The sequence below is a fragment of the Lacisediminimonas sp. genome (genome assembly GCF_030645335.1).
In the GTDB taxonomy this organism is placed as follows: domain Bacteria; phylum Pseudomonadota; class Gammaproteobacteria; order Burkholderiales; family Burkholderiaceae_D; genus Lacisediminimonas.
In genome coordinates this window covers 1-24,282 of record NZ_JAUSNH010000163.1, presented here as the reverse complement: position 1 = coordinate 24,282, position 24,282 = coordinate 1, and the positions used below count along the sequence as shown (strand labels likewise).

22 protein-coding genes are annotated in these 24,282 nt (G+C 63.8%); 18 read left to right on the top strand and 4 right to left on the bottom strand.

Annotated features, from left to right (window positions below; genetic code table 11):
* The first annotated feature begins 109 nt into the window (after positions 1–109).
* On the top strand, positions 110–895 hold the full coding sequence (locus Q7T64_RS11375; protein ID WP_304795604.1) for an SDR family oxidoreductase: 786 nt from the start codon (positions 110–112) through the stop codon (positions 893–895).
* A 38-nt stretch (positions 896–933) separates the two neighbouring features.
* On the opposite strand, the gene Q7T64_RS11370 is transcribed toward Q7T64_RS11375, so the two are convergent.
* A complete protein-coding gene (locus Q7T64_RS11370; RefSeq protein ID WP_304795601.1) occupies positions 934–1,830 on the bottom strand; it encodes a hypothetical protein in 897 nt (298 codons plus the stop codon).
* 230 nt (positions 1,831–2,060) lie between these two features.
* On the opposite strand from Q7T64_RS11370, the gene Q7T64_RS11365 reads away from it, so the two are divergent.
* The 6 genes from Q7T64_RS11365 to Q7T64_RS11340 all read left to right on the top strand — a co-directional run bounded on the left by Q7T64_RS11365 (position 2,061) and on the right by Q7T64_RS11340 (position 8,055).
* Positions 2,061–3,002, top strand: a complete 942-nt coding sequence (locus Q7T64_RS11365; RefSeq protein ID WP_304795599.1) for a LysR family transcriptional regulator — start codon at positions 2,061–2,063, stop codon at positions 3,000–3,002.
* 209 nt (positions 3,003–3,211) lie between these two features.
* On the top strand, positions 3,212–4,618 hold the full coding sequence (locus Q7T64_RS11360) for an amidase (protein ID WP_304795597.1): 1,407 nt from the start codon (positions 3,212–3,214) through the stop codon (positions 4,616–4,618).
* 118 nt (positions 4,619–4,736) lie between these two features.
* A complete protein-coding gene (locus Q7T64_RS11355) occupies positions 4,737–5,414 on the top strand; it encodes a DUF2848 domain-containing protein (protein WP_304795595.1) in 678 nt (225 codons plus the stop codon).
* Between the two features lie 62 nt (positions 5,415–5,476).
* Positions 5,477–5,872, top strand: a complete 396-nt coding sequence (locus tag Q7T64_RS11350) for a cupin domain-containing protein (RefSeq protein ID WP_304795593.1) — start codon at positions 5,477–5,479, stop codon at positions 5,870–5,872.
* Between the two features lie 120 nt (positions 5,873–5,992).
* Complete coding sequence (locus tag Q7T64_RS11345; RefSeq protein ID WP_304795590.1) at positions 5,993–7,468, top strand: 4-hydroxyphenylacetate 3-hydroxylase family protein; 1,476 nt, start codon at positions 5,993–5,995, stop codon at positions 7,466–7,468.
* Positions 7,469–7,497: 29 nt separating this feature from the next.
* Positions 7,498–8,055: a flavin reductase family protein gene (locus tag Q7T64_RS11340; protein WP_304795588.1), complete on the top strand. Its 558-nt coding sequence runs from the start codon at positions 7,498–7,500 to the stop codon at positions 8,053–8,055.
* Here Q7T64_RS11340 and pabB read toward each other — a convergent pair.
* The 3 genes from pabB to Q7T64_RS11325 all read right to left on the bottom strand — a co-directional run bounded on the left by pabB (position 8,052) and on the right by Q7T64_RS11325 (position 11,320).
* On the bottom strand, positions 8,052–9,863 hold the full coding sequence (pabB, locus tag Q7T64_RS11335) for an aminodeoxychorismate synthase component I (protein ID WP_304795585.1): 1,812 nt from the start codon (positions 9,861–9,863) through the stop codon (positions 8,052–8,054). The two genes, Q7T64_RS11340 and pabB, sit on opposite strands and share 4 nt — an antisense overlap.
* A gap of 75 nt (positions 9,864–9,938) precedes the next feature.
* A complete protein-coding gene (locus Q7T64_RS11330; protein ID WP_304795583.1) occupies positions 9,939–10,265 on the bottom strand; it encodes a UPF0175 family protein in 327 nt (108 codons plus the stop codon).
* A gap of 119 nt (positions 10,266–10,384) precedes the next feature.
* Positions 10,385–11,320, bottom strand: coding sequence for a LysR family transcriptional regulator (locus tag Q7T64_RS11325; RefSeq protein WP_304795581.1), 936 nt, complete (start codon positions 11,318–11,320; stop codon positions 10,385–10,387).
* 241 nt (positions 11,321–11,561) lie between these two features.
* On the opposite strand from Q7T64_RS11325, the gene Q7T64_RS11320 reads away from it, so the two are divergent.
* From Q7T64_RS11320 to Q7T64_RS11270, 11 genes are all read left to right on the top strand, one after another.
* A complete protein-coding gene (locus Q7T64_RS11320) occupies positions 11,562–12,719 on the top strand; it encodes an acyl-CoA dehydrogenase family protein (RefSeq protein ID WP_304795579.1) in 1,158 nt (385 codons plus the stop codon).
* A 32-nt stretch (positions 12,720–12,751) separates the two neighbouring features.
* Entirely contained in the window at positions 12,752–13,549 is a 798-nt protein-coding gene (locus Q7T64_RS11315) for an enoyl-CoA hydratase-related protein (protein WP_304795577.1), read from the top strand.
* A 20-nt stretch (positions 13,550–13,569) separates the two neighbouring features.
* On the top strand, positions 13,570–15,819 hold the full coding sequence (locus Q7T64_RS11310; RefSeq protein ID WP_304795575.1) for a CoA transferase: 2,250 nt from the start codon (positions 13,570–13,572) through the stop codon (positions 15,817–15,819).
* Positions 15,820–15,852: 33 nt separating this feature from the next.
* Positions 15,853–16,635 carry an enoyl-CoA hydratase/isomerase family protein gene (locus Q7T64_RS11305; RefSeq protein ID WP_304795572.1) on the top strand — a complete coding sequence of 261 codons (783 nt, stop codon included), beginning with the start codon at positions 15,853–15,855 and terminating at the stop codon, positions 16,633–16,635.
* 70 nt (positions 16,636–16,705) lie between these two features.
* Positions 16,706–17,674 carry a TRAP transporter substrate-binding protein gene (locus tag Q7T64_RS11300; RefSeq protein WP_304795570.1) on the top strand — a complete coding sequence of 323 codons (969 nt, stop codon included), beginning with the start codon at positions 16,706–16,708 and terminating at the stop codon, positions 17,672–17,674.
* A gap of 130 nt (positions 17,675–17,804) precedes the next feature.
* Positions 17,805–19,013: a CaiB/BaiF CoA-transferase family protein gene (locus tag Q7T64_RS11295; RefSeq protein ID WP_304795568.1), complete on the top strand. Its 1,209-nt coding sequence runs from the start codon at positions 17,805–17,807 to the stop codon at positions 19,011–19,013.
* A 23-nt stretch (positions 19,014–19,036) separates the two neighbouring features.
* Positions 19,037–20,398 (top strand): MmgE/PrpD family protein, encoded by a 1,362-nt coding sequence (locus Q7T64_RS11290; protein ID WP_304795566.1) that lies wholly within the window; start codon positions 19,037–19,039, stop codon positions 20,396–20,398.
* 24 nt (positions 20,399–20,422) lie between these two features.
* Positions 20,423–21,907: an aldehyde dehydrogenase gene (locus Q7T64_RS11285; RefSeq protein ID WP_304795564.1), complete on the top strand. Its 1,485-nt coding sequence runs from the start codon at positions 20,423–20,425 to the stop codon at positions 21,905–21,907.
* 101 nt (positions 21,908–22,008) lie between these two features.
* On the top strand, positions 22,009–22,848 hold the full coding sequence (locus Q7T64_RS11280) for an alpha/beta fold hydrolase (protein ID WP_304795562.1): 840 nt from the start codon (positions 22,009–22,011) through the stop codon (positions 22,846–22,848).
* 39 nt (positions 22,849–22,887) lie between these two features.
* Positions 22,888–23,856 carry a tripartite tricarboxylate transporter substrate binding protein gene (locus Q7T64_RS11275; protein ID WP_304795560.1) on the top strand — a complete coding sequence of 323 codons (969 nt, stop codon included), beginning with the start codon at positions 22,888–22,890 and terminating at the stop codon, positions 23,854–23,856.
* A 51-nt stretch (positions 23,857–23,907) separates the two neighbouring features.
* Positions 23,908–24,282 (top strand): TRAP transporter small permease subunit (locus Q7T64_RS11270; RefSeq protein WP_304795558.1); only part of this gene is annotated, 375 nt, incomplete at its 3' end.

The following is a 24,282-nucleotide window of genomic DNA, read 5'->3' as shown; positions in this document are numbered from 1 at the left end:
CCGGCTGCTGCATCGGATGTCAGTGCCCGGCCGCCATCATGGCGGCAGGGCGGACATGCCGGCAGCGGGAGCAGCAGGCATTGACCAGGAATAATCACCAAGGAAGAAAATGGATCTCGGATTGAATGGCAAGGTAGCACTGGTATTTGGCGCAAGCGGCGGCCTCGGCGGCGCAATTGCGCTGGCATTGGCGCGTGAAGGCGCACGGCTGGCAGTGGCAGGCCGGAACCGCGAAGCGCTCGACCGCCTTGTCGCCGAACTGAAAAAACATACGGAGCATGTGTTGCCGCTGGAGTGGGACCTGGCCGACCTGAGCGTGATAGACGCCAATATTTCAGCGATTGAAACGGCGCTGGGGCCGGTCGATATTTTGGTCAACAATACCGGCGGGCCGCCGCCGTCGCCGGCTGCGGGACAGGATGCCAGTGTGTGGACGCGGCATTTCGAGTCGATGGTGCTGCCGGTGATCAGCATTACCGATCGCGTGTTGCCAGGCATGCGCAAACGTGGCTGGGGCCGGATCATTACCAACACTTCATCCGGCGTCGTGGCGCCGATTCCGAACCTGGCCATGTCCAACAGCTTGCGCATGAGCCTGGTTGGCTGGTCCAAGACGCTGGCACGTGAAGTGGGACGCGACGGCATTACCGCCAACATCGTGCTGCCGGGACGCATTGCCACGCCGCGCATCACATTCCTGGATGAGCAGAAAGCAAAACGGGAAGGCCGTCCGGTCGACGAGGTGGTGGCGGAAAGCTGCGCCGCGATTCCGTTGGGGCGTTATGGCGATCCGGAAGAATACGGCAATGTGGTGGCCTTCCTGGCCAGCCAGGGCGCGTCCTACCTGACCGGGTCGGTGATCCGGGTCGACGGCGGGCTGATCGCTTCGGTCTGACGTGTTGAAGTGCGTGGATTGACGGGCCTGGCCCCGGCTCAATCCACGCGCCGCTGCACCGCGAACATCAGCGCACCGCCACCGTCAATGATGTGTGCGTCATATTGCGGCGGCAGCAGCGCTGCGACCACCTGCCAGACTGGCAGCGCATCGGCAATGATGTCTTCAATCAGCACCCAGCCGCCCGGCTTGATCCGTGGCAGTCCGAACGCCAGCACGGCGATGTTGGCGTTGGGTGAATGCAGGCCATCGTCGATGATCAGGTCAACGCCGTGACCGATCGCGTGGCCAATCGCATCGAACGAGGCCGGGTCGGTCTGGTCGACGAAAAAAGTCTGTATCCGGTCTTCTTCGAACAGGATCCGCCGGTCGATGTCGGCGCCGAACACTTTCGCCTGCGGAAGGAAGTCGCGGAATGCCCGGAGCGATGCGCCGGGACGGCCGCTGCGTCCCATGTGCGACACGACGTCGGTATTGTTGGTGCCCATCCCGATTTCAAGGATCGCGCGCACCGCATGACGGTCTTTCAGGATGCGGCCATAGACGGGATGGTAATTGTGCGCACTTGATTTGTCGCTGCCGTGGCGGATGAACTGCTCCTTCAGCAGACGCGCCGCTTCGCGCGATGCCGCGTCATTTCCGAATTCTTCCGCACTGATCACAACTGGCGCCCGGCTCACGCCCAGGGTCTGGATCATTCCGGCCAGGAACGGGAAAGTCTGGTTGGCGGACTGGATGGTGAGCCGCGCCAGCGCCGTGGGCGAACCCCAGGAGTCAGGGGCGAACAAGGGCAGCTGGTTGATGGTTGCCGTTGCATGCGGATGCAGGCCGGCATTGAGCATGCGCTCTGCGTTGCGCTTTGTCTGCACCAGCCAGGGCAGGGACTTCAGGTGTTGGCGCAGGGTACTGGTGGCCTGGTTCGATGCGGGGGGCATGTTGGATTCTCCGGTTGGCTTGCCTCAGATTAGGGATTCGGTGCTCGCCGCTGTTTGAGCTTGCGCAACTATTTGGGGTGGGAGCATTCCTCAGCCTCCTGCCAAGAAAAGAAGAAAACTGCCTCGCTGGGCAATCACCGGCCACACGATGGATAATCAGGCCGTCCCACCGGAACGCACAAAGCGAAAGCCCCAATGCTACCGGCCCCAGCCCAAACCAAACCGCTCACATGAACGTACGTTTCCTGGAAACCCTGATTTGCCTGGCAAAGCTGCGCAACTTTCGTCAGACGGCGGAAAAACTGCACACGACCCAGGCTTCCGTATCGAACCGCATCGCCAGCCTGGAACAGGACTTCGGCGTTGCGCTGTTCAATCGCGGCCCGCTGGGGGTGAGTCTGACGCCGGATGGCGAAAAGGCGCTGGCCCATGCCGAGCGGATCGTCAAGCTGGTGCAGAACATGGAACGCGACATGGCCGACAACCGTATCGTTGGCGGCACCATTCGCATCGGCGTGATCGATACCATCGTCCATAGCTGGCTGCCGCAATTCCTGTCGCGCACCCACCAGCTCTACCCGAAAATTTCCATCGAACTGACCAGCGACACCACGCAAAACCTGTCCGAGCAACTGCAAAAAGGCAATCTCGACCTGTCGTTCCAGGGCGCGCCCGTTGGTCGTGAAGACATCCTCGATACCGCTTTGTGTTCATTCCCGATGCGCTGGGTCGCCAGCCCGATGCTGGGCGTGGGCACCGAGCCGCTCGAGGTCGGCGACCTGGCGCGCTTCCCGATCATCAGCTTTGCCCGAGGGTCTGCCCCGCACCGGGCCTTGCTGCAACTGTTTTCGGCGCCGGCATTCGACGGCGTGCAGATCCATTCGATGACATCGGTGGCCGCCATGATCCGGCTGGCGGTGGATGGATTCGGCATCGCGGTATTGCCGCCCGCTGTGATGACCGACGAACTGGCGAACCAGCGCCTGCAGGTGCTGCATCTGTCGCGGCCTTTCCCCGACCTGGTGCTGAGCGCCTGTCACCAGGTCGCGCCAGCCCATCCGGTGATTGCGCCGCTGGTGTCGCTGGCGCGGCAGGTGGTGTCGGACTTCGGCCAGCAGCATGGCAGCGCCGAGGTGGCGGTGCTGCCCGGCGAGGCAGGCGTGGCAGCTTGACAGAACGGCAATGGCGCACAGCCAAGGCAGCCACTGCCGCAGGGCCTGGCCCTTGCCATGCGCGCCCGCCAGCGGGCAAGATTGGCGCGGAATAAGCCGATCTTATCGGCGCAATGCAGATTTTCTGGTTGGACGCTGGCGTCAACCCTCGCCTACACTCAGGCTTGGCCAACTCACGTTCGTGAAGCCCGACCTTTCCTGAGATCGACATGCACAAGCCAAAACCAACACTTCCAGCCACCGCCGCGGCACTGGCCGACGGCAGCGTCTCCAGCGTTGCACTGACCGAGCAGGCGCTGGCCCGGATCGCCGACAAGTACGGAGAGGGCAAGCTGGCCTTCACCCGGGTCTATGCCGACGCCGCCATGGCCACTGCCCGCGCGCACGATGCGCTGCGCGCGCAAGGCATACGGGTGTCGCCGCTGGCCGGCATTCCGGTCTCGATCAAGGACTTGTTCGATGTCGCGGGCGACGTCACCCTGGCCGGATCGAAACTCAAGGCCACGGCCGCGCCGGCTGCGGCTGACGCGCCGGCCATTGCCCGCTTGCGCCGTGCCGGCGCGGTCATCGTCGGCAAGACCAATATGTCGGAATTTGCCTTCTCCGGCCTGGGCCTGAATCCGCACTACGGCACGCCGGCCAGCCCGTGGGATCGGGCCAACCGCCGCATTCCGGGTGGCTCCAGTTCCGGCGGCGCGGTGTCGGTCAGCGATGGCATGGCGATGGCGACCATCGGCACTGACACCGGCGGTTCGCTGCGCATACCGGCCGCCTTTTGCGAGCTGGTCGGATTCAAGCCGACCGCCGGACGCATCAGCACCGAAGGCGCTTTCCCGCTGTCGCAATCGCTCGATTCGGTCGGGCCGATGGCAAACAGTGTGCGCTGCTGCGCCATGCTGGACGCGATCCTGGCCAACGACCCGACGCTGCTGGGTGACCCCAGCGGCCTGGCCGACAGGACGCCGATGCCGCTGGCAGGCTTGCGACTGGGCGTGTTGCAGGGCTATGTACTGGACGGCCTGGACGACACCGTCGCCGCCGGATTTGCCCAGGCCCTGCGTTGGCTGGCTGCTGCCGGCGCCCATGTGCGCGACCTCAGCTTGCCCGAATTGCAGCGGATACCCGACATCAACCGCAAGGGCGGCCTGATCGCCGCCGAAGCCTGGGCCATCCATCGCCAGGACCTGGAGGAACCGGCGCGCAGTGCACTGTTCGACCAGCGCATCGTTGCCCGCATCCGCCGTGGCGCCGACATGACGAGCGCCGATTACATCGAAGTGCTGCAGGAGCGCGCGGCGCTCAACCTGCGCCTGCGCGCAATGGCCGCGCCAGTCGACCTGCTGGTGATGCCGTCGGTGGCGATCGTGCCGCCAATGGCCGCGCCGCTGGACGCCGACGATGCGCTGTTTGCCAGCACCAATGCCCTGGTGCTGCGCAACACGACCGTGGCCAATTTCATGGGCGCATGCTCATTGTCCTTGCCCTGTAATATTCCGGGATCCGCCCCGGTTGGCCTGATGCTGGTTGCGCCTGGCGGCGCCGACCGCCGACTCTTGCGACTGGGCCAGGCAATTGAACAAGCATTGAATCATGCAAGAGGCGTCAATCTTGCGTAGCAAGCAAGCGGCAAGAATGACAAAGCCTGGAACATCAAGAAGAAACAGCAATACGAAGCAGCGACAAGCAGCCGGCGTCAGCCAGGCAATAACCGAGCAACATCACGTGGAGCAACCCATGCATGAAATGACTTTCCTGATCAACGGCAAGCCGCGCACCGCGGCAATCCATGACCTGATCATCGCCGGCTGGACCGGCCGCAATGCGGAAGCGGTAGAACATCACATCGCCGAACTGGCGGCAATTGGCGTGGCCCGTCCGCGTACGGTGCCGTGTTTCTATCGCGTTGGCGTCAATCTGTTCACCACCGAGCGTGACCTGGACGTTACCGGCCCCGACAGCAGCGGTGAAGCCGAATTCGTGATCGTGTCGCTGGAAGACGGCCTCTACATCGGCGTGGGCTCGGACCATACCGACCGCAAGGTGGAAGCCTATGGCGTCACGGTATCCAAGCAAATGTGTCCGAAACCGGTCAGCGCGCAACTGTGGGCATTCGACGAAGTCGCCGACCACTGGGACAGCCTGATGCTGCGCTCCTGGGTCACGCGCGAGGGCAAACGCTCGCTGTACCAGGAAGGCCTGGTCACCAAGATGCTGGCGCCGCAAGACTTGCTGCAGCGGTACCTGGGTGCTGGCAAGACCTTGCCGGTCGGCACCGCAATGTACTGCGGCACGCTGGCGGTGATGGGCACGATCGGCGGCGGCGACCAGTTCGACGTCGAGCTCGAAGATCCGGTCAGGAAGCGCGCGCTGACACATGCGTACCGCACGCGTATCCTTGATTACGTCGATTGACGCGACCGGACCACCAGACAAACCAATCATTGACTGACAACACGACGACAGAGAGACCGAAAATGGCTATCCCGAAACTGCACAAAGAGTTTTACACGATCGACCTGAACACCGGCTGGGAGACCCCGCCCGGCTATCCGGAAGGCATCCAGCAACAGATCCTGTCCGGTTCGCTGGACGAGAAGAACCATCGCGGTTCGCGCACGCGCCACCTGCGCTTTGCGCCTGGCGTGTACACCACGTCTCCATTCGTCCATGACTACTGGGAAGAGGTCTACCTGCTGTCTGGCGACCTGACTGTGGGCAATGACGAGCAGGGCAAGGGCGGCACCAGCTTCAAGCCCGGCACCTATGCCTGCCGCCCGCCCGGCGCGTTCCACGGACCGTTCAAGTCCGAGAACGGCTGCATGCTGCTGGAAATCCATTATTACGACGAGAGCGAGCCGGCGGCGAAGTAATCCTGCCTGGCAAGAGCAGCAACAACGCGACACCAGTAACATCAGCAACACCAGGCCAGGCAAGCCCTGGCCTGCACCTGCCGGCAGTTTCGGCACCGAGATCAGCGACGGAGAAAAAGCATGTCCAGAGACGGCAAGAAGCACATCGAGAGCCTGCGTGACGGGCGACAGATTTATATCGACGGCCAGTTGGTCGAAAACCATGTCGACCATCCGGCATTCCGCAACGCGGTGCTGTCGTCGGCAGCAATGTACGACTACCAGTTGCGGCAAGAGAATGTCGAGCGCATGACCTTCGCGTCGCCACGGACCGGCGAGCGCGTTAGCCGCATGTGGCAATTGCCGACCACCTACGCCGAGCTGGTCGAGCGGCGGCGGGCGCTGGAATCATGGGCGGAAATGTCCTGTGGCTTCTTCGGCCGCTCCCCTGACCATGTGGCCTCGGCCGTCTCGGGCATGTTCATGGGCCAGGAGGTTTTTCGGGCTGCCGGTGAGCGCTATGGCCGGGCAGTCGGCGACTATTATGAATATGCGCGCGACAACGACCTGTACCTGACTTACGTCATCATCAATCCGCAGGCCGATCGCAGCAAGGGGCCGTCCGAGCAGGCTGAAAACCTGGTCGCCTGCGTGGTCGATGAAGATCATGAAGGCGTCACGATCAAGGGCGCCAAGATGCTGGGCACCGGTTGCCCGATGTCCAATGAAGTGATGGTGGCGTCGATCCAGCCGATGGCGCCCGGCAATGAGCGTTTCAGCATCACCGCCATGGTGCCGCTGAATGCGCCCGGCCTGAAAATGCTGTCGCGCAAATCGTATGAAGCCGCTGCACCATCAAAATTCGACAATCCCTTGTCGTCGGTGTTCGACGAGAACGACAGCGTGCTGGTGTTCGATGAAGTCAAGGTGCCCTGGGAGCGCGTGTTCGTGCACAACGACGTGGCGCTGGCGCAGGCGCAGTGGCATGCCACGCCGACCCACGTGTACCAGAATTACCAGTCCCAGGTGCGGCTGATGGTCAAGATGCGCTTCCTGCTCGGCCTGGCGCGCAAGATCACCGAGACCAATGGCGTGATCGGTTTCCCGCAAGTCAAGGAAACGCTCGGCCAGTTGGCTGCTGAAGTGTCGATGATCGAAGGCTTGGTCGAGTCGATGGAAGTCAGTGGCAGCATGTACGGCAAGTATTTCGTGCCGAACCCGAACCGCCTGTATGCGGCGTCGGTGCTGGCCCAGCAGCTGTATCCGAAGTTTGTCACCACGCTGCGCGAACTGGCTGGCGGCGGCATGATCATGTTGCCGTCGTCGATTGCCGATTATGCCAATCCGGACATCGCCGGCATGATCGACCGAACGCAACGCTCGCCATCGACCGATTCGCTCGGCCGGGTCAAGCTGTTCAAGCTGGCATGGGACGCCGTGGGATCGGAATTCGGTTCCCGCCACCTGCAATACGAAATGTTTTATTCTGGCGCCAATGTAGTGACCAAGGGCCATGCATTCCGGACCTTCAATTGGGACAAGGCAACCGGCATGGTGGATGGCTTCATGTCCACCTACGGGCTGCCTGCGGGGCAGGGCAAGCCTGGCGCCAAGTAACGCAGAGCAAAGCAAAGGGGAATGCGTCGATGACGTCACCGGCAACGATTGATCCGCGCTCGCTGCGCAATGTGCTTGGATGCTATGCCACTGGCGTGGCAGTCATCACGGCGCGCGGCGCTGGCGGCGCGCATGTGGGGGTGACGGTCAATTCGTTCTCCTCGGTGTCGCTCGATCCGCCGCTGGTGCTGTTTTCACTGGCGCGCAAAGCGAACGTGCTGGAAAGCCTGATGCAAGCCGATCGCTTTGCGGTGAATATCCTTGCGCAGTCGCAAGTCGATGTGTCGAACCGTTTTGCGCGGCCTTCCACGGCGCAGTTTGTCGAAGGGGAATTCCGCGAAGGCGCGGGCGGGTGTGCGCTGCTGCATTCCTCGCTGGCGCAGATCGAATGCGACAAGGTGTCCGTGGTGGAGGGGGGCGACCACCTGATCTTCCTGGGCGGTGTGACCAGCGTTGCCTTGCTGGCGCCGGCGCATCCGCTATTGTTCTATCGCGGCGCTTACGGCACATACCAGAAAGAGCATTGGAGCCAGTTGCCGGCCGCGGATGGCTCGCTGACGGAATTCGTGGTGCCGGGCTGGGGCTAGGAAGCCCAGTCCACTTGTGCGGCAACCCGCGCGCGCAGCGCATTGCAAACCATCACCGCCTCTGCCCGCTGCAAATCCTGGCGCGATACGATCTGCTCGCTTGCCTGCAGCACGCCCTCTTCCAGGTGCACGCTGCGCATCACGCCAGGGAGCAAGCCGCAAGACAGTGGCGGCGTCACCCAGCGGCCGTCTAGCTTGACGAACACATTGCTGCGTCCGCCTTCAGTCAATTCACCGCGCGTGTTGAAGAACAGCGTATCGAAAGCACCCTGCGCTTCGGCGTTGCGCCAGCCCAGGTCATAGCGTTCGCGCAGGGTCGTCTTGTGTTGCAGGAACAGGTCGGCCGCATCGGTCCGGTCGGCCGCTACCAGCAAGCGTACCGGCGCGGTCAGTTCCGCCAGCCGTGCCGTCTCGATTTCCCACTCTCCGCTGGCATGCAGCGCGACCCGCATCCGGTACGGGCCGCTGGCGTCATCCAGCGCGGCGCACGCGCCGGCGATGGCAGCGCGCAATGCCATCTGGTCCAGCGCAAATCCGAAGCGCGCCGCCGATGCCGCCAGTCGCTGCAAATGCCGCTCCAGGTGGCGCGCACCGGAAGGCGTTGCATACAGGGTTTCAAACAAGGAAAAGCCGGGCTGCAAGCCGGTCAGGAATTGCGCCTTGAGCTGGCACTCCCGATATTCCGCTGTCGCCTCGCTGTCATGCACGATGCCCGCGCCGACACCCATTTCTCCGCTGCGCCAGCCATCCGCGCCGGGCGCGGCCAACTGCAGCGTGCGGATCGGCACCGACAGGCAAAAGTCGCCCACTTGCCGGCCCGGCGGCGGCGCATCCAGCCAGCCGATTGCGCCGGTGTAGATGCCGCGCGGCGTGTCCTCCAGCTCGCGGATGATCTGCATGGTGCGCCGCTTGGGTGCGCCCGTGATCGAGCCGCAGGGATAGACCGCCGCCAGCACGCCAGCCAGCGACACGTCGTCGCGCAAGTTCGCGTGGATGGTCGATGTCATTTGGAGCACGGCGCCGTGGCGCCGGACATCGAACAGGCTCGGCACGACAACCGATCCGAGCGCGGCGACCCGGCCAAGATCGTTGCGCAGCAGGTCCACGATCATCAGGTTCTCGGCACGGTTCTTGGGGTCGGCGGCCAGTTCGGCGGTGAGCGCGGCATCCTGCGCCGGATCGGCGCTGGCGGCAGCGGTGCCCTTCATCGGACGCGCCGTCAACTGTCCATCGTGATGTTGCAGGAACAGCTCGGGCGACAGCGACACGATCGCTGCGCCATCGGGCAACACGATTAGCGCGCCATACGGCGCGGGCTGGCGCAGTCGCAAACGCCGGTACAGCTCGGCCGGCTCGCCCCAGCACTGGAAGCGCAGCCGCATCGTATAGTTGACCTGATACGTATCGCCCGCTTCGATATAACTGCGGATGCGGGCGATGTGCTCGCCGAAGCCGGCCTCGGAAATATTCGCCGTCACCTGCGCCACGCCTGCATTCCCGCTTCCCTGCTGTTCCAGCCAGGATTCCACTTGCGCGCTGGAAAGGTGCTCGCAGTGCGCAAACAGCAATATCCGGCCCGCTGCCGCAGTTCCCGGATGCGGTGCAACCCGGTGCAAGCCACCGCCGAGTTCATAGTCCAGCAGCGCCAGCGCATGCAGTGCACCGCCGCTAGCCTGCAAGGCAGCGAGTTCATCAAGCATGGCGGCCAGGCCGGACCAGTCGTCGCAAGTCAGCGTATCGACATGGCCGGTATAGAGGCGCGAAGATCCATCGCCGGCGCAATCGTCGAGCAGGGCAAAAGCGGTCATCGTAAGCGGTGCGGGTAAGTCCAGTGTCGATTGTACGGGGGACTTGCGGCGTCGGGGCCGGATTCAGTGGCGGGGCTATCCGATGAGTGCGGAGAACTCGGCGACAAGTTCTTCAGCAGGGTAATTCACGGCGGCAGCGCCGAATTCGCCGAGCTTCTCAATGAAATCTTCCTTGTCCAGGCGCGCGAACTTTGCCGCTTTCCCGAGGGACAATACACCCTGCGAATACAGCAGGCAGGCCAGGCCCAGCGGCACGCCGTATTCGATGAGCTTGTCGTTGAAGGGAATTGCCAAGAAAAGAGGCTCGCCATTTTTGGATACCACTGCCAGATCACCGCGGGCAGCAGTTTTCGTCAGGTCGACGATGCGATCTCCCAAATCCTGGACTGAAAATGTTTCCATGTAAGTGGCCCAAAAATTGGAAGCCGGAACAGTAATTAACCGCGGCAGGCTTGAGACTATCCGGTTTTTAGAAATTGTCAATTTGCTATTGGTGTTCAGTCCGCCCCCGCAGTCCCAGCTCAGCGTGCAATTTCCCCTTGTGCCACCCCAGCCGACACCTCCACCCAGACCTCCGACACTACCCCGCGCCACATCGCCAGGATCGAATCATTGTCGTCGCTCGCCAGCCATACGCCGCGCACGATGGACTGGATCGGGCTGTCGCCGATGTCGATGAAGCGCAGGCCGGGCACGCCGGCGCGGGCCAGGCCGGCCGGCACCATCGTGATTCCCATGCCGCGTGAGACGCAGGTCATCACCGTCAGCCAGTGGCGCGCCTCGTGCCGTACCTGCGGGTGGAAGCCCGCCTCGACACAGATCGAGATGACCTGGTCGTAGTAAGTCGGCGAAAAAGCCCGCGCAAACAGGATGAACGGTTCCTTGCTGACATCGGCCAGTTGCAGGTTTTCGACGCTGGCCTGGGGATGGTGCTCGGGCAGGCACAGGATGAAGCGCTCGCGCATCACTTCCTGCGAATGGACCGAGTCGGGCAGCACGATGCTGTGCACGAAACCGTAATGCACTTGCCGGCGCTGCAGCGCCAGGATCTGTTCGGAGGTTGATAGTTCGACGAGTTGCAGTTCGACTTGCGGATAGCGCGACTCGAACAAGTGCACCGCATCATCGAGCCCGCGCGGCAGCATCGACGCCGGGAATCCGACCTTCAGCACGCCTTGCATGCCGCCATGCACCCGGGCGGCGACGTCGACCGCCTGCGCCATCTGGGCCAGCCCCTTTTGCACTTCGTTGTAGAACGCCGCACCCGCCGCCGTCAGCCGCACTGCATGTGAAGTGCGTTCGACCAGCGCAAAGCCGATGGCCTGCTCCAGTTGCTGGATCGAGACCGAAAACGGCGGCTGCGAAATGTTGCAGCGCCGCGCAGCGCGGCCGAAATGCAGCTCCTCGGCGAGCGTGACGAAATGACGAAGATGGCGCAACTCAATGGCGTGATTCATGAAATCCAGGCTGCACCTTGCGGCGATAGGCTAATCGACATGTCTGTTCCGGCAACGGTATTGGACTGGCCCGTGCGAGCCCCCCTAGTATCGTCGAGATTCGCCGGCCAGCCCGGCGTCGCCCATGCTAACCAATACAAGCGGTTCCAGGCAACCAGAGCCGGCGCCGAAGGTCGCGCCAGTCGCCGCCCGGCCGGATAAATCGAGAAGACAGACAACAAGGCAAGAAAGGGATGCACGGATGGATTTTCAATTGAATTTTGAACAGAAGATGGTGCAGGAGTCGACCCGCAAGATGGTCGAGCGGGAAATCAACCCGATCATGGCCGCGCACGATGCCGACAAGCCGCTGCCCAAGGCCGCAATGCAAAAGATATTCGCCAGTTGCGCGGCGATGGGCCTGACTGGCGCACGCATTCCGGAGGAAGCCGGCGGCACCGCCATGCCGGCGCTGATCATGGGCCTGATGTATGAGCAACTGCCGCCGGCAATCGCGCTGGCGGTGATGGCGCATGAGGGCACCGGTTCGCGCCTGTTCAATTCCAGCAGCCCTGAGCAGCGCGAGCGCTTCCTGCCGGGCATCATCGATGGCAGCACCATTACCTGCACCGGCGTTTCAGAGCCGGGCGTGGGCTCAGACCCGCGCAGCATCAAGACCCGCGCGGTCGAGGATGGCGATGGCTACATCATCGACGGCCGCAAGATCTGGATCACCAATTCCACCATCTGCGACCTGATGAACGTCACCTGCTCGGTCGGCAACGACGAGCGCGGCCTGTCGCAGATGATGCGCTTCGTGGTCGAGCGCGAAAAGTCGCCATTCTCGGCGCGCGAGATCGATGTGCTGGGCTTGAAGCAGGGCCATATCGGCGAGGTGCTGTTCGAAGCCTGCCGCGTGCCGAAAGAAAATGCAATGGGCGAGGCCGGCGACGCGGCCAAGGTACTGACCTTGTCGTGGCTGGCCAACCGGCCGGTGCTCGGCCTGGCCTGCGTCCACCTGGCGCAACGCGCGCTCGATATGGCCGTGGCGTATGCGGCTGATCGCAGCCAGTTCGGCCGGCCGATCAACAATTTCCAGTTGATCCAGGGCTTGCTGGCCGACATCGCCGCCGCCGTCACCACCAGCCGGCTGCTGTGCTACTACGCACTCAATTGCATCGACAACGGCGAGCGCGCCAATCATGTGTCGGCCATGGCCAAGCGGCATGCCACCGTCGCCTGCAACCGCGCCGTGTCGATGGCGATGGAAGTGCATGGCGCAATGGGCCTGACGCGCGAAATGGGGCTGGAGCAGTTGTTTCGCGATGTGCGCATGTTCATTGTCCCCGATGGCACCACCCAGATCCTGACGCTGATCGAGGGACGGGAACTGACCGGCGTGCCGGCCTACCGCCACTGACCAGGCGCGTCATGGATAACACAGGAGCAGGAATGGACCAGCCAACATACCGCGACGTGTTGTACGAAGAAAAGGACGGCGTGGCGACAGTCACGCTGAACCGGCCGGATTCGCTCAATGCGATCCGGGTCGGCATGTATGAAGAAATCGCCGATGCGATCCTGCAGGCCGGCTGGAACCGGCAAATAGGCGTGATCGTGCTGACCGGCGCCGGCACGCGCGCCTTCTGTGTCGGTGGCGACACCAGCGACAAGAAGTCCGAACGCAATGGCCGCGGCATCATCGGCGTGCCGCTCGACCAGATCCACGCGGCGATCCGCGATGTGCCCAAGCCGGTGATTGCCAAAGTGCGCGGCTATGCCATAGGCGGCGGCAATGTGCTGGCGACCGTATGCGACCTGACCATTGCCGGCGAGAGCGCGCAGTTCGGCCAGGTCGGCCCGCGCGTCGGCTCCGTCGATCCGGGTTTCGGGACCGCTTACCTGTCGCGCGTGGTCGGCGAAAAAAAAGCGCGCGAGATCTGGTTCCTGTGCCGGCGCTACAAGGCACAGGAAGCGCTGGCGATGGGTCTGGTGAACAAGGTGGTGCCGGACGCCGAACTGGACGCCGAAGTCGAGCGCTGGTGCCAGGAAATCCTGGCGCTGTCGCCGACCGCACTGGCGATCGCCAAGTCGACCTTCAACGCCGACACCGAAAGCATCAAGGGCATTGCGCAGACCGGCATGAATGCCGTCGTGCTGTATTACCAGAGCGATGAAGCCAAAGAGGCAGGCGCCGCCTTCCGCGAGAAGCGCAAGCCGCGCTACCGCGACCCCGGCGGCGTGCAATAGCCAGTGTGCATGCCAGCGCAATGAACCCATCGACCAAGGCAGCGCAGGCTTCTGCCGGTTCGTCCACGGCAGCGGCCACGGCTGCGGCCGCGCTGGAAGGCGTGCTGGTGGTCGAAATCGGCGCGCGCACTGGTGCGGGCGTGTGCGGTTCGCTACTGGCCCAGCTTGGTGCGACGGTGGTCATCATCGAGCCGGCCGGCGCCTTGCCTGGCAGCGGCAAATGGACCGATCGCGCCCAGTTTGCTGCTGGCAAGCTGTCGTTCGCACCGGATCACGCCGGCTTCCAGGACAAGGCCCTGTTCGAGCGGCTGCTGCAACAGGCCGATGTGGTGATCGAGTCCAGCGACTGCGCGGTCGATCCCGCCACTGCCAGCCTGCCGCCCAGGCAAGGCGCGCAAGTGCGCTGCGACATCACTGCCTTTGGCAGCGAGGCCTCGCTCGATGGCCGTGAGTGGAGCGACCTGCAGTTGCAGGCGCTGACGGGCATTCTGTGCACCACCGGCTTGCGCGACGGCGCGTGCGTGCCGATCCCGATTCCGCTGATTGAATACCTGGCCGGCACCCAGGCCGCGGGCGCCGTCGTCGCTGCGCTGCGCGCTGCCCGCCTGGGTGGCTGCGGCCAGCATATCGACATGGCCTTGTACGACTGTGGCTTCGCGGCGATGTCCTCGTTTTTCTCGCGGCTGCTGGCGGCGGACGGTGTGCCCGCGCCCGGCCAGCCCAGGCTGGGCAACCTGCACACCCTGTCGGCGCCGTGGAATGTGTACCGCGCGCAGGATGGCTGGGTCATGATCTGCACCGGCAGCAATGTGCAATGGCAGCGGCTGTGCGAGCTAATGGGGCAGGCCGAGCTTGCGCAGGATGCGCGCTTCATCAGCTCCGCCAGCCGGGTCGCGCACGTTGCGCAAGTGGACCAGCTGGTGCAGCAATGGATAGGCCCGCAAGCGGTGGCTGGGTGCGTGGCGGCGCTGAATGCCGCCAGCGTACCGGCCGGGCCGATCACCACGGTTGCGCAATTGCCGCAGGAAGATAACCTGCTGTTTCGCGGCATGATCACGCAGCTGCATGGCGATGTGGCGAGCGACATGCCGATGGCCGCGCCCGGTTCGCCCTTGCGCATGGACCGCACGCCAGGCCGGGCGCTGACCGCTGTGCCGGTGCGCGGCAGCGGTCACGCAGCGCTGCTGGCCTTGCTGGCGCAGCGACGTCCGGCCGCCGAGGTGCGCACTGTCCGCTCCACGCGGCCGCCGTTGCAAGGGCTATGCGTGCTGGAGATCGGGCACTACACCACGGCGCCGGTCGGCGCCCGCTGCCTGGCGGCACTGGGTGCGCGCGTGATCAAGATCGAACCGCCGGACGGCGAGGCATCGCGCGGATGGGCCCCATTGCAGCATGGGCAAAGCCTGTTCTATACCGTATCGAATTCAGACAAAAGCAGCATCACGATCGACCTGAACTTGGCCGAGGACCGCCAGTGCCTGCGCCAGTTGATCGTCTCCGCCGATGTGCTGATCGAGAACCTGAAGCCCGGCACCCTGGGCAAATTCGACCTGTCACCGGCGCAGATCGCCCAGATCAATCCTCAACTGGTGTATTGCGCCATTTCAGGCTTCGGTGCGGCCTCCTTGTATGCGCGCCGGCCTGCGTTTGACACCGTGGTGCAGGGCATGGGCGGCTTGATGTCGCTGATCACCGATCGCGGCATGCCGCTCAAGGCCGGCATTTCGTATGCCGACGTGCTGGGTGCGGCGATGGCTGTGGTCGCCGTGCTGGCGGCGCTTGAATATCGGGCCAGGAGCGGGCAGGGCCAATTCATCGACCTGTCGATGCAGGACATCGTTGCCTGGTCGACCCAGTGTGCATGGAACCGCAGCCAGCCGCAGCAGGCGGTGGGGCGCATCGTGCAGTGCATGGACGGCGAAGTGCTGATGCAGGGATCGGCCAGTGAGGGCGCGCTGCATGGGCCTGATGGCAGCAGTGGCACCGATGCGAATAGCCTGGCCGCGCGTGCGCAGCACATGCTGCGCGCCGACTTTGTGACGATGTTCGGCGGCACGCCGGTGCAAACGCCGGCCGAGGTGCTGGCCTCTGCCCGGACTGCCGAGCGCGGGCTCTGTTTCACGATAGAAGATGAGCGTGGCTGCTGGCCAGCGCTGGCGGTGCCGATGCGCCTGCTCGGCACGCCGCCGATGGTGCGCCGCCCGGGGCCCGCGCTGGGCCGCGACAATGGCGCGATCCTCGGCCCGCTGCGGATCCTGGGGCAGCAATGACGAACCGACACACCAAGACAGGAGTTTGAGCACATGGCTTACGACAACATCAAGACCGAACAGGATGGCGCAGCCTTCATCATCACGATCCATCGTCCGGAGCGGCGCAATGCGCTGTCGCTGCAGACCATGGACGAAATCCGGGACGCTGCAATGGGCGCCGACAAGGAACCGTCGGTGCGCGGCATCATCCTCACCGGCGGGCCGAAATTTTTCTCGTCCGGCGCGGACCTGAACGAGGCCCTGCAAGTGAAGTCGGTGGCCGACGGCGACGCCTTCTTCGGCCGCGCCAACCGCCTGTGCGCGCAGCTTGAAGCGCTCGACAAGCCGGTGATCGCTGCCATTGAAGGCTTCTGCATTACCGGCGGCATCGAGCTGGCAATGGCCTGCGATTTGCGGGTCGGCGCCAAGGGTTCGAGCTATGGCATCACCAGCGCCCGCATCGGCACCGTGGCCGGTTTTGGCGGCACCCAGAGGCTGCCGCGGCTGGTCGGGCCGGACCGCGCCCTCGACATTCTTTTTTCCGCCGAACCGATCGACGCCGAAAACGCTTATCGCATCGGCCTGATCACGCGGCTGGTGGAACAGGGGCAAGCGCTGGACGAGGCAAAACGCATGGTGGCCGTGTATGAAAAACGCGGGCCGATCAGCCTGGCATTCGCCAAGCGCGCTGTGCAGCGCGGCATGCAAATGGACCTGGCCAGCGGCGTCGACTATGAATACGCACTGGTCACCGGCATCTACGGCACGGCAGACAAGCATGAAGGTATTTCTGCCTTCCTGGAAAAGCGGGAAGCGAAATTCAGCGGCCGCTGAATGATCGACCTTGGGCGCACGGCCTGGACACAAACTCAAACACCATAGAAAAACCAAAGAGGAGACGACAATGAAACGCAGGAATCTATTGCTTGCAGCCGCGCTGGCGGCGGTGCTGGCCGGCCCGGCTGCTGCCGCCACGAAATGGAACATGGCGACCGGCTTTGCCGAGGGCAATTTCCACACCAAGAACGTGCGCGCTTTTGCCGAAGATGTGAAGCGGCTGTCCAATGGCCAGCTGGAAATCGTGGTCCACAGCAGCATGACGCTGTACCGGCAACCGGAAATCAAGCGCGCCGTCAGCACTGGCCAGGTGCCGATCGGCGAAATCCTGCTGTCCGTGTACGGCAACGAAGACCCCATGTTCGAAGCCGATTCGATACCGTTCCTGGCCGTCGGCTATGACCAGGCGATGCAGCTGTACAAGGCGCAAAAGCCCTTCCTCGAAAAACGTTTTGAAAAGTCCGGCCTGATGCTGCTGTACTCGGTGGCCTGGCCCGGCACGGCCCTGTATTCCAAGACGCCGATGAAGCAGGTGGCCGACCTCAAGGGCCTGAAGATGCGCGCCTACAACTCGGCCACTGCCAGGCTGGCGGAGCGGCTGGGCACCACGCCCACTACGGTGGAATCGGTGGAGGTCCCGCAGGCATTTTCAACCGGCGTGATCCAGGCCATGATCACCTCGCCCACGACCGGCGTGGACACGCATGCGTGGGAATACGTCAAGCATTACCTCGACCTGCGCGCCTGGCATAACAAGAATTTCGTGATCGTCAACCGCAATGCATTCAACAAGCTCGACGCCAAGACCCAGGCCGCCGTGAAAGAAGCCGCAGCACTGGCCGAAGTGCGCGGCTGGAAAGCCAGCCAGGATGCCGGCGCCGCAGCGGAAAAAACACTGGCCGCAAAAGGACTGACGATCACGCAGCCAAGCGAGCAGATGCTGCGCGACCTGCGCGCTGTGGCAAGGCCGATGATCGATGAATGGATCAAGAAGGCCGGTCCGGACGGCGCGGAAGTCGCCAAAAAACTGGAGTAGGCGCTCGGCTCCGGTGTGCGGCAGGCCTGATGCACGGCGCTGCACACCGGAATGCGGAACGAAAAATTGCAGGCAGCCGGACACAACACAACGCAACACAATAGCAAAGACAAGCGAAACAATCATGGCCATGAAACCAAGCGACCACGCGGCACTTCGCAAACCAGGCAACGGCGCACTCGCCGGTATCCGCGTCGTCGATTTCAGCCACATGCTGCCCGGACCCTGGTGCACGCAGATGCTGGCCGATCTCGGCGCCGACGTAGTCAAGGTCGAGAACCCGGGCGTGGGCGACTACGGTCGCCACAACTCGCCTAACTTCAAGGAAACCAGCGTCTACTTCAACACGGTGAACCTGAACAAGCGCAGCGCAGCGCTCGACCTGACGGACCCGGACGACCTGGCCACCGTGCACCGCTTGCTGGCCAGCGCCGATGTCGTGATCGAATCGTTCCGCGATGGCGTGCCGCAACGGCTGCAGATCGACTATGAGTTCATCAAGAAAACCAATCCCGGCATCATTTATTGCTCGATCACGGGCTATGGCCATAGCGGGCCGTTCGCCAACATTCCAGGCCACGACCTGATCATCCAGTCCACCACCGGTGTGCTGGCCGCGGGACGCGCCGCCACCGACATGCCGCCCTTGCCGGGATTCCTGGCCGGCGACTATGCCGCCGCGTCCTACGCCATCATCGGCATCCTGGCGGCCTTGCGCCAGCGCGACGCTACCGGCGAAGGCCGCTATCTCGACATCTCCATGTTCGACAGCCTGTTTTCCATGTCGAGCATTTCCAACGGCGCGGCGCTGGCCAGCGCCTCGGGCAAGCACACCACCACGTCGATGGAGCTGTGGGGCGGCAATCCGCGCTACAACATTTACCGCTGCGAGGACGGCAAGATGGTTGCCGTGTCGCTGCTGGAGGCGCGCATCTGGCACCACTTCTGCCGCCTGATCGGGCGCGAAGACCTGATCCACGAAGCCGAAACGCCGAAAGACCGGCACACCGACCACGGCGAACGCGCGCGCCACTATCGCGACGCCATCACCGACCTGTGCGCGTCGCGCGGGCGCGACGAGCTGGTCGCGTGGATGGTGGAAAACAATGTGCCCATCGTGCCGGTGTACTCGCCTGACGAGGCGCTGGCCAGCGCGCATGCCAGCGCCCGCGGCGTCATCGAGTGGGTAGACCATCCGGTCGAGGGCCGCATACCGGTGCTGGCCAATCCGCTGGCCGCCAGCGGATTGTTGCGGCACGAGCGCCGTCCTGCACCGGTGCTCGGCGCCGACAACGCCTCGGTTGGCAGTGCGCAGCCCTGGCAACAGCAAGACCAATAAAACCAAGGATCCGAAAGCGCAATATGGCAGACCATCACCAAACGACCCGGACACCCAATACGGACGCGCTCAGCCGCTTCGTGCTCGGCACGCGCGAGCGTCCCTTGCCCCCGGACGTGATGAATGCGGCCTTGTTCGGCATCGTCGACTGGTTTGGCGTGGCGCTTGGCGCCGAGGGCCAGGAGCCGGTCGCCGCCCTCAAGCGCGTGGTGCAGGGCTGGCAGGGGCAGGGCGCGTCTCGAATATTGCTGGGCGGGGTCAGCTCCGCGCCCGGGGCGGCGCTGGTCAACGGCACGATGGCGCATACGCTGGACTTCGACGATACCCACGTCGGCTCGATCGCGCACCTGAGCGGGCCCACGCTGGCCGCCGCGCTGGCCGTGGGCAACGAGTGCGGCGCTTCGGCACAGGAAATACTGCAAGCCTATGTGACCGGTTTTGAAGTCGGCGGCCGGGTCGGCAATGCCGGGCTGGGCGTGGCCGTCAACGAGCGACACATCCATGCCACCGGCGTATTCGGCTGCCTGGGCGCAGTCGCTGCGGCGGCCGTGCTGTACCGGCTCGATGATCTCGGTGTGCGGCGCGCGCTCGGCCTGGCCGCGACACAGGTGGCGGGACTGACCGGTTCGTTCGGTACGCCGGCCAAACCCTTCCATGCCGGCAAGGCGGCAATGAATGGCGTGCTGGCTGCGCAAATGGCGCGCGAAGGTTTCCCGGCCGGCATGGACCTGCTGGAAACCGGCGCCGGACTGGACCGGGCGCTGGTGCAGGACAAGTCGGTGCAAGTGCATGCGGTCGATTTCAGTGATGGCTGGGAAATCACGCGCAACACTTTCAAGCCTTACGCGTCCTGCCTGCTGACCCATCCGGTGATTGATGCCGGTCGTCAACTGGCACCCGAGCTGGCTGGCCGGCCGGTGGCGAAAATCCAGGTGCTGGTGCATCCGCTGGCAATCCAGCTCGCCGGCAAGCCGGCGCCGGCCACGCCGTTCGAAGGCAAATTCAGCCTGGCTTTTTGCACCGCCTTGTCGTTGTGCGGGCGCACCGCCATGCAAACCGATTTCACCGCCGCATCCGTGGCCGAGCCGCGCTTGCGCGAGTTGCTGGCGGTGGTCGAACTGCTGCCGTCGCCAGAAATCGCATTGACCGAAGCGCGCCTGCTGGTCATGGTCGCAGATGGCGACCGGCTGAGCGCGCATACGCCGCTGGCCCTGGGCAATCCGAGCCGGCCGATGAGCTGGCAAGACATGCAGGCCAAATTTACGTCACTGGTGGAGCCGGTCATGCCGGGACGCGCCGGTGAACTGTTTTCAATGCTGTCGCGCTTTGACCGGCAGCAAGACTTGCCGGCACTGATGGCCATGCTGGGCCGGACCAAGACCTAAAGATAACGAGATCAGGAGAAGATGATGATCGCAGTAACTAGCAGCGAGCGACCGCTACCGGCCTTTGTGCAGCAGCCGCTGAAAATGCTGATCGACGGCCAGTGGGTGGACGCCGTGTCGGGCAAGACCAGCCCGGTTGAAAATCCGGCGACAGGCAAGGAATTCGCGCGGGTGCCGGCAGGCGCCGCCGCCGATATTGACCTGGCCGTGCAGGCAGCGCGGCGCGCTTTCGAAAAGGGCACATGGGCGCGCATGTCGGCGGTGCAGAAAGAGCGCATCCTGTGGCGCCTGTCGGACCTGTTTGAACAACATATCGATGAGCTGGTGGAGCTGGAGATCATCGACAACGGCATGCCGATTTCCCTGATCACGCGCGCCATTGAACGGGCGATCGACGGCTTTCGCTACTACGCCGGCATGTGCACCAAGCTGCATGGCGTGACCAGCGAAATTTCCGGCCAGCGGGCGGACTTCCATGCCTATACGCTGGTGGAACCGGTTGGTGTGGTCGGGCTGATCGTGCCGTGGAACTCGCCATTCTCAGCAGCATGCAACAAGATCGCGCCGGCGCTGGCCGCCGGCTGCAGCGCGGTATTGAAGCCGGCCGAGCAGACGCCGCTGACCGCGCTCTTCATCGGCCGCCTGGCGCTGGAAGCGGGCATACCGCCGGGTGTGCTCAATGTCGTCACCGGCAATGGACAGGACGCCGGCGCTGCGCTGGCGAACCATCCGGACGTCAACAAGATTTCCTTCACCGGCTCGACCGAAGTCGGCAAGCAACTGGTGCATGCGGCCGCCGGCAACCTGAAGCGCCTGACGCTGGAGCTGGGCGGCAAGTCGCCGGTGTTCGTGTTCGACGATGCCGACATGGACATCGCCATTCCCCGCGCCGCAGCGGCAATTTTTTCCAATAGCGGACAGATCTGCTATGCCGGGTCGCGGCTGTACATCCAGAAAAACTCCTTCGACAAAGTGGTGGCTGGCATCGCCGACATTGCCAAAAAAATGCGGATGGGCGACAGCTTCGACAAAAAGACCGAGCTGGGTCCGCTGATCTCGAAGCGACAGCACGAAACCGTGCTCGGCTACATCGAAAGCGGGATTGCAGAAGGCGCCGAACTGGTTACCGGCGGCCACGCCCCGCAAGGCGATGGTTACTACGTGGAGCCGACGGTGTTTGCCAATACCGGCAATGCCATGCGCATCGTCAACGAGGAAATTTTCGGGCCGGTGCTGTGCGCCATGCCGTTCAACGATTTAAAGGATGTCCCGGCGCTGGCCAACGCCACGCCCTATGGCCTGGGTGCGGGCATTTTCACCAGCAACATCAGTACTGCACACCTGGCTGCCAAGCGCATCAACACCGGCAATGTCTGGGTGAATTTCTATGGCGGGGCGGACAAGTCGATGCCGTTCGGCGGCACCAGGCAATCGGGATGGGGGCGCGAGGGCAGCATCGAGGGCATCGAGGCTTTCCTTGAAAAGAAAGCGGTTTATATACGACTGTAGCCGCCAGTGAGCGGCAGCGAGAAGGGATGGAACATGGGAATGCAGCAATGGCGTCGGCAGGCAGTGCAAGGATCCACCAGGCTGGCGGCGGGGCGGACTGCATGAGCGCGCCAGCATTGGAAGCATCAGGCACAGTGCCGGTCCATGAAGACCTGGCGACCAGCGGCGGCGTGCTGCGCGTGACGCGTGCAGGCGCAGGTGCTCCCGTCATTCTTTTGCACGGCGGCTTTGGTTGCTGGGCGCACTGGATCGGCAACATCGGCGCCTTGGCCCGCGAGCGGCTGGTGATCGCGCCCGATCTTCCCGGCTTTGGCGACTCATGGGACCCCGGCCATTGCCTGTCGCCCGAAGAACAGGCTGTGGTGGTGCTGGAGATGATGGATCGGCTCGGCATCGCCTCGGCGCACTTGGCTGGATTTTCATTCGGCACGCTGGTCGCCGTCCAGCTGGCGCTGGCGCAGCCGCAGCGGGTGCGCTCGGTGACGCTGGTCAACCTGCCCGGCGTCGGGGAGCGCACGCCGGAAGCACTGGCCCTGCCGTCACGGCTGTCGGCGCTGTCGCGCGAACAGGGCAAGCGCGCCGGCGTGAACGGGTCGCTGCGCGAGTTGATGCTATGCCAGCACCAGCTGATCGATGACGCCCTGGTGGACTTGATCGGTGACAGCATCGCGCGCTGCCGCTATGTCACCCGCTCGATATCCAAGGCTTCGCAAATGATTCCGCTGCTGGCGCAATTGCAATGTCCGGCCATGGTGCTGATCGGTGCGCGCGATCCGTTCCACAGCAATGACCTCGAAGGCCGGCGCGCGCGCATCGACGCCGTGCTCGGGGCAGGCGCAGTGCGCATCGTGCCGGATGCGGCGCACTGGCTGCAATACGACCAGGCCGATGTGTTCAATCGCGCCCTCATCGAATTTACCGGAGCTGGAAAACAAACGTGACTGCCACGAAGCAGCACACCCCTATCAAAGGAGACAATCATGAAAAACCTGCAGAGATTGGCAATGGTGCTTGGCCTGGCTGGCGCGCTGCTGGCGCCGGCCCATGCGCAGACGGCGGCCTACCCCGCAAAGGCGGTAACGATGACCGTGGGCTATGCGCCGGGCGGGGCGACGGATGTGATTGCACGCATCGTCGCCCAGGCCTTGTCGGTGCGCTGGAAGCAGCAGGTCGTGGTGGAGAACAAGAGCGGTGCCGGCGGCATGATCGGCGCCGAGCGCGTGGTGCGCGCGCCGGCCGACGGACACGTGCTGCTCCTGGCCTACACACCCGAGGTGTCGATCAACAAGCTGATCTACAAGCAGATGACCTACGACCCGGGCATCGACCTGACGCCGATCGCGCTGGTCTCCAGCGCCAACCTGTTCCTGGTTTCCGGTCCCAAGCTGCCGGTGTCATCGGTCAAGGAACTGCTGGAGCGCAAGGGCCAGAACGTGACCTACGGTTCGCCCGGCACCGGTGGCCAGCAGCACCTTGCAGGCGAATACTTCCAGTTGCAGACCGGCATGCCGCTCACGCATGTGCCGTACAAGGGCGCAGCGCCGGCGGTGACCGACCTGGTCGGCGGACAGATCGACATCTTTTTCTCGACGCCGCCGGTGATCCTGCCGCATATCAAGAGCGGCCGCCTGAAGCCGCTGATGGTGACCAGCATGCAGCGCGACCCACTGATGCCGGATGTGCCATCGGCCAAGGAAATGGGATTGCAGGATTTCGAGATCGCCAATTGGTTCGGCCTGTATGGACCCAAGGGCATGGACCCGGCCCTGGTGGAAAAGATTTCTGCCGACATGGCGGTAGTGCTGAAAGATCCGGTGGTATTGAAGCGCCTGGAGGATAGCGGCCTGTCCGCGCGCTACCTGAACCCGCAGCAGCTGGGGGCTTTCATGCAGTCCGAAATGAAAAAGTACGGCGACATCATCACGCGTTCCAACGTACAGAAGCAGTAGTCCTGGCGGCGCGATAACAAGGGCACGACAGAGGCCGACAAGGGGGAGTGCATGACGGATGCTGGAACGAGGGCAGGCCCGGTGGCGGGCGAGCACCGGGTGCGGGTCTGGCTGAACCGCACGTTTGACGCCGCCGGCGCTGCGGCCGGCACCTGCGTGCTGCTGATCTTCATCCTGATGATCGGCGGAGCGGTGGGGCGCGCACTGAGCCTGCGGGTGGGCGCAGTCAACGACATTGCCTCCTGGCTGTGTGCGGCGGCGGCTTTTTTTGCAATGGCGCACGCATTCAAGCACGGTGACTTCGTGCGCGTATCGCTGCTGATCGAACGCTTGCCGGCGCGTGCCCGCCGGGTGGCCGAGGCTAGCTGCCTGGCGCTGGCGGCCGTCAGCACGGGCTACCTGTCCTTGCGCGCGAGCATGTACACC

Bases quoted from the DNA above. Each gene is read 5' to 3' on its own strand.
- Q7T64_RS11375 (WP_304795604.1), top strand. From the start codon at position 110: ATGGATCTCGGATTGAATGGCAAGGTAGCACTGGTATTTGGCGCAAGC.
- Q7T64_RS11370 (WP_304795601.1), bottom strand. From the start codon at position 1,830: ATGCCCCCCGCATCGAACCAGGCCACCAGTACCCTGCGCCAACACCTG.
- Q7T64_RS11365 (WP_304795599.1), top strand. From the start codon at position 2,061: ATGAACGTACGTTTCCTGGAAACCCTGATTTGCCTGGCAAAGCTGCGC.
- Q7T64_RS11360 (WP_304795597.1), top strand. From the start codon at position 3,212: ATGCACAAGCCAAAACCAACACTTCCAGCCACCGCCGCGGCACTGGCC.
- Q7T64_RS11355 (WP_304795595.1), top strand. From the start codon at position 4,737: ATGCATGAAATGACTTTCCTGATCAACGGCAAGCCGCGCACCGCGGCA.
- Q7T64_RS11350 (WP_304795593.1), top strand. From the start codon at position 5,477: ATGGCTATCCCGAAACTGCACAAAGAGTTTTACACGATCGACCTGAAC.
- Q7T64_RS11345 (WP_304795590.1), top strand. From the start codon at position 5,993: ATGTCCAGAGACGGCAAGAAGCACATCGAGAGCCTGCGTGACGGGCGA.
- Q7T64_RS11340 (WP_304795588.1), top strand. From the start codon at position 7,498: ATGACGTCACCGGCAACGATTGATCCGCGCTCGCTGCGCAATGTGCTT.
- pabB (WP_304795585.1), bottom strand. From the start codon at position 9,863: ATGACCGCTTTTGCCCTGCTCGACGATTGCGCCGGCGATGGATCTTCG.
- Q7T64_RS11330 (WP_304795583.1), bottom strand. From the start codon at position 10,265: ATGGAAACATTTTCAGTCCAGGATTTGGGAGATCGCATCGTCGACCTG.
- Q7T64_RS11325 (WP_304795581.1), bottom strand. From the start codon at position 11,320: ATGAATCACGCCATTGAGTTGCGCCATCTTCGTCATTTCGTCACGCTC.
- Q7T64_RS11320 (WP_304795579.1), top strand. From the start codon at position 11,562: ATGGATTTTCAATTGAATTTTGAACAGAAGATGGTGCAGGAGTCGACC.
- Q7T64_RS11315 (WP_304795577.1), top strand. From the start codon at position 12,752: ATGGACCAGCCAACATACCGCGACGTGTTGTACGAAGAAAAGGACGGC.
- Q7T64_RS11310 (WP_304795575.1), top strand. From the start codon at position 13,570: ATGAACCCATCGACCAAGGCAGCGCAGGCTTCTGCCGGTTCGTCCACG.
- Q7T64_RS11305 (WP_304795572.1), top strand. From the start codon at position 15,853: ATGGCTTACGACAACATCAAGACCGAACAGGATGGCGCAGCCTTCATC.
- Q7T64_RS11300 (WP_304795570.1), top strand. From the start codon at position 16,706: ATGAAACGCAGGAATCTATTGCTTGCAGCCGCGCTGGCGGCGGTGCTG.
- Q7T64_RS11295 (WP_304795568.1), top strand. From the start codon at position 17,805: ATGAAACCAAGCGACCACGCGGCACTTCGCAAACCAGGCAACGGCGCA.
- Q7T64_RS11290 (WP_304795566.1), top strand. From the start codon at position 19,037: ATGGCAGACCATCACCAAACGACCCGGACACCCAATACGGACGCGCTC.
- Q7T64_RS11285 (WP_304795564.1), top strand. From the start codon at position 20,423: ATGATCGCAGTAACTAGCAGCGAGCGACCGCTACCGGCCTTTGTGCAG.
- Q7T64_RS11280 (WP_304795562.1), top strand. From the start codon at position 22,009: ATGAGCGCGCCAGCATTGGAAGCATCAGGCACAGTGCCGGTCCATGAA.
- Q7T64_RS11275 (WP_304795560.1), top strand. From the start codon at position 22,888: ATGAAAAACCTGCAGAGATTGGCAATGGTGCTTGGCCTGGCTGGCGCG.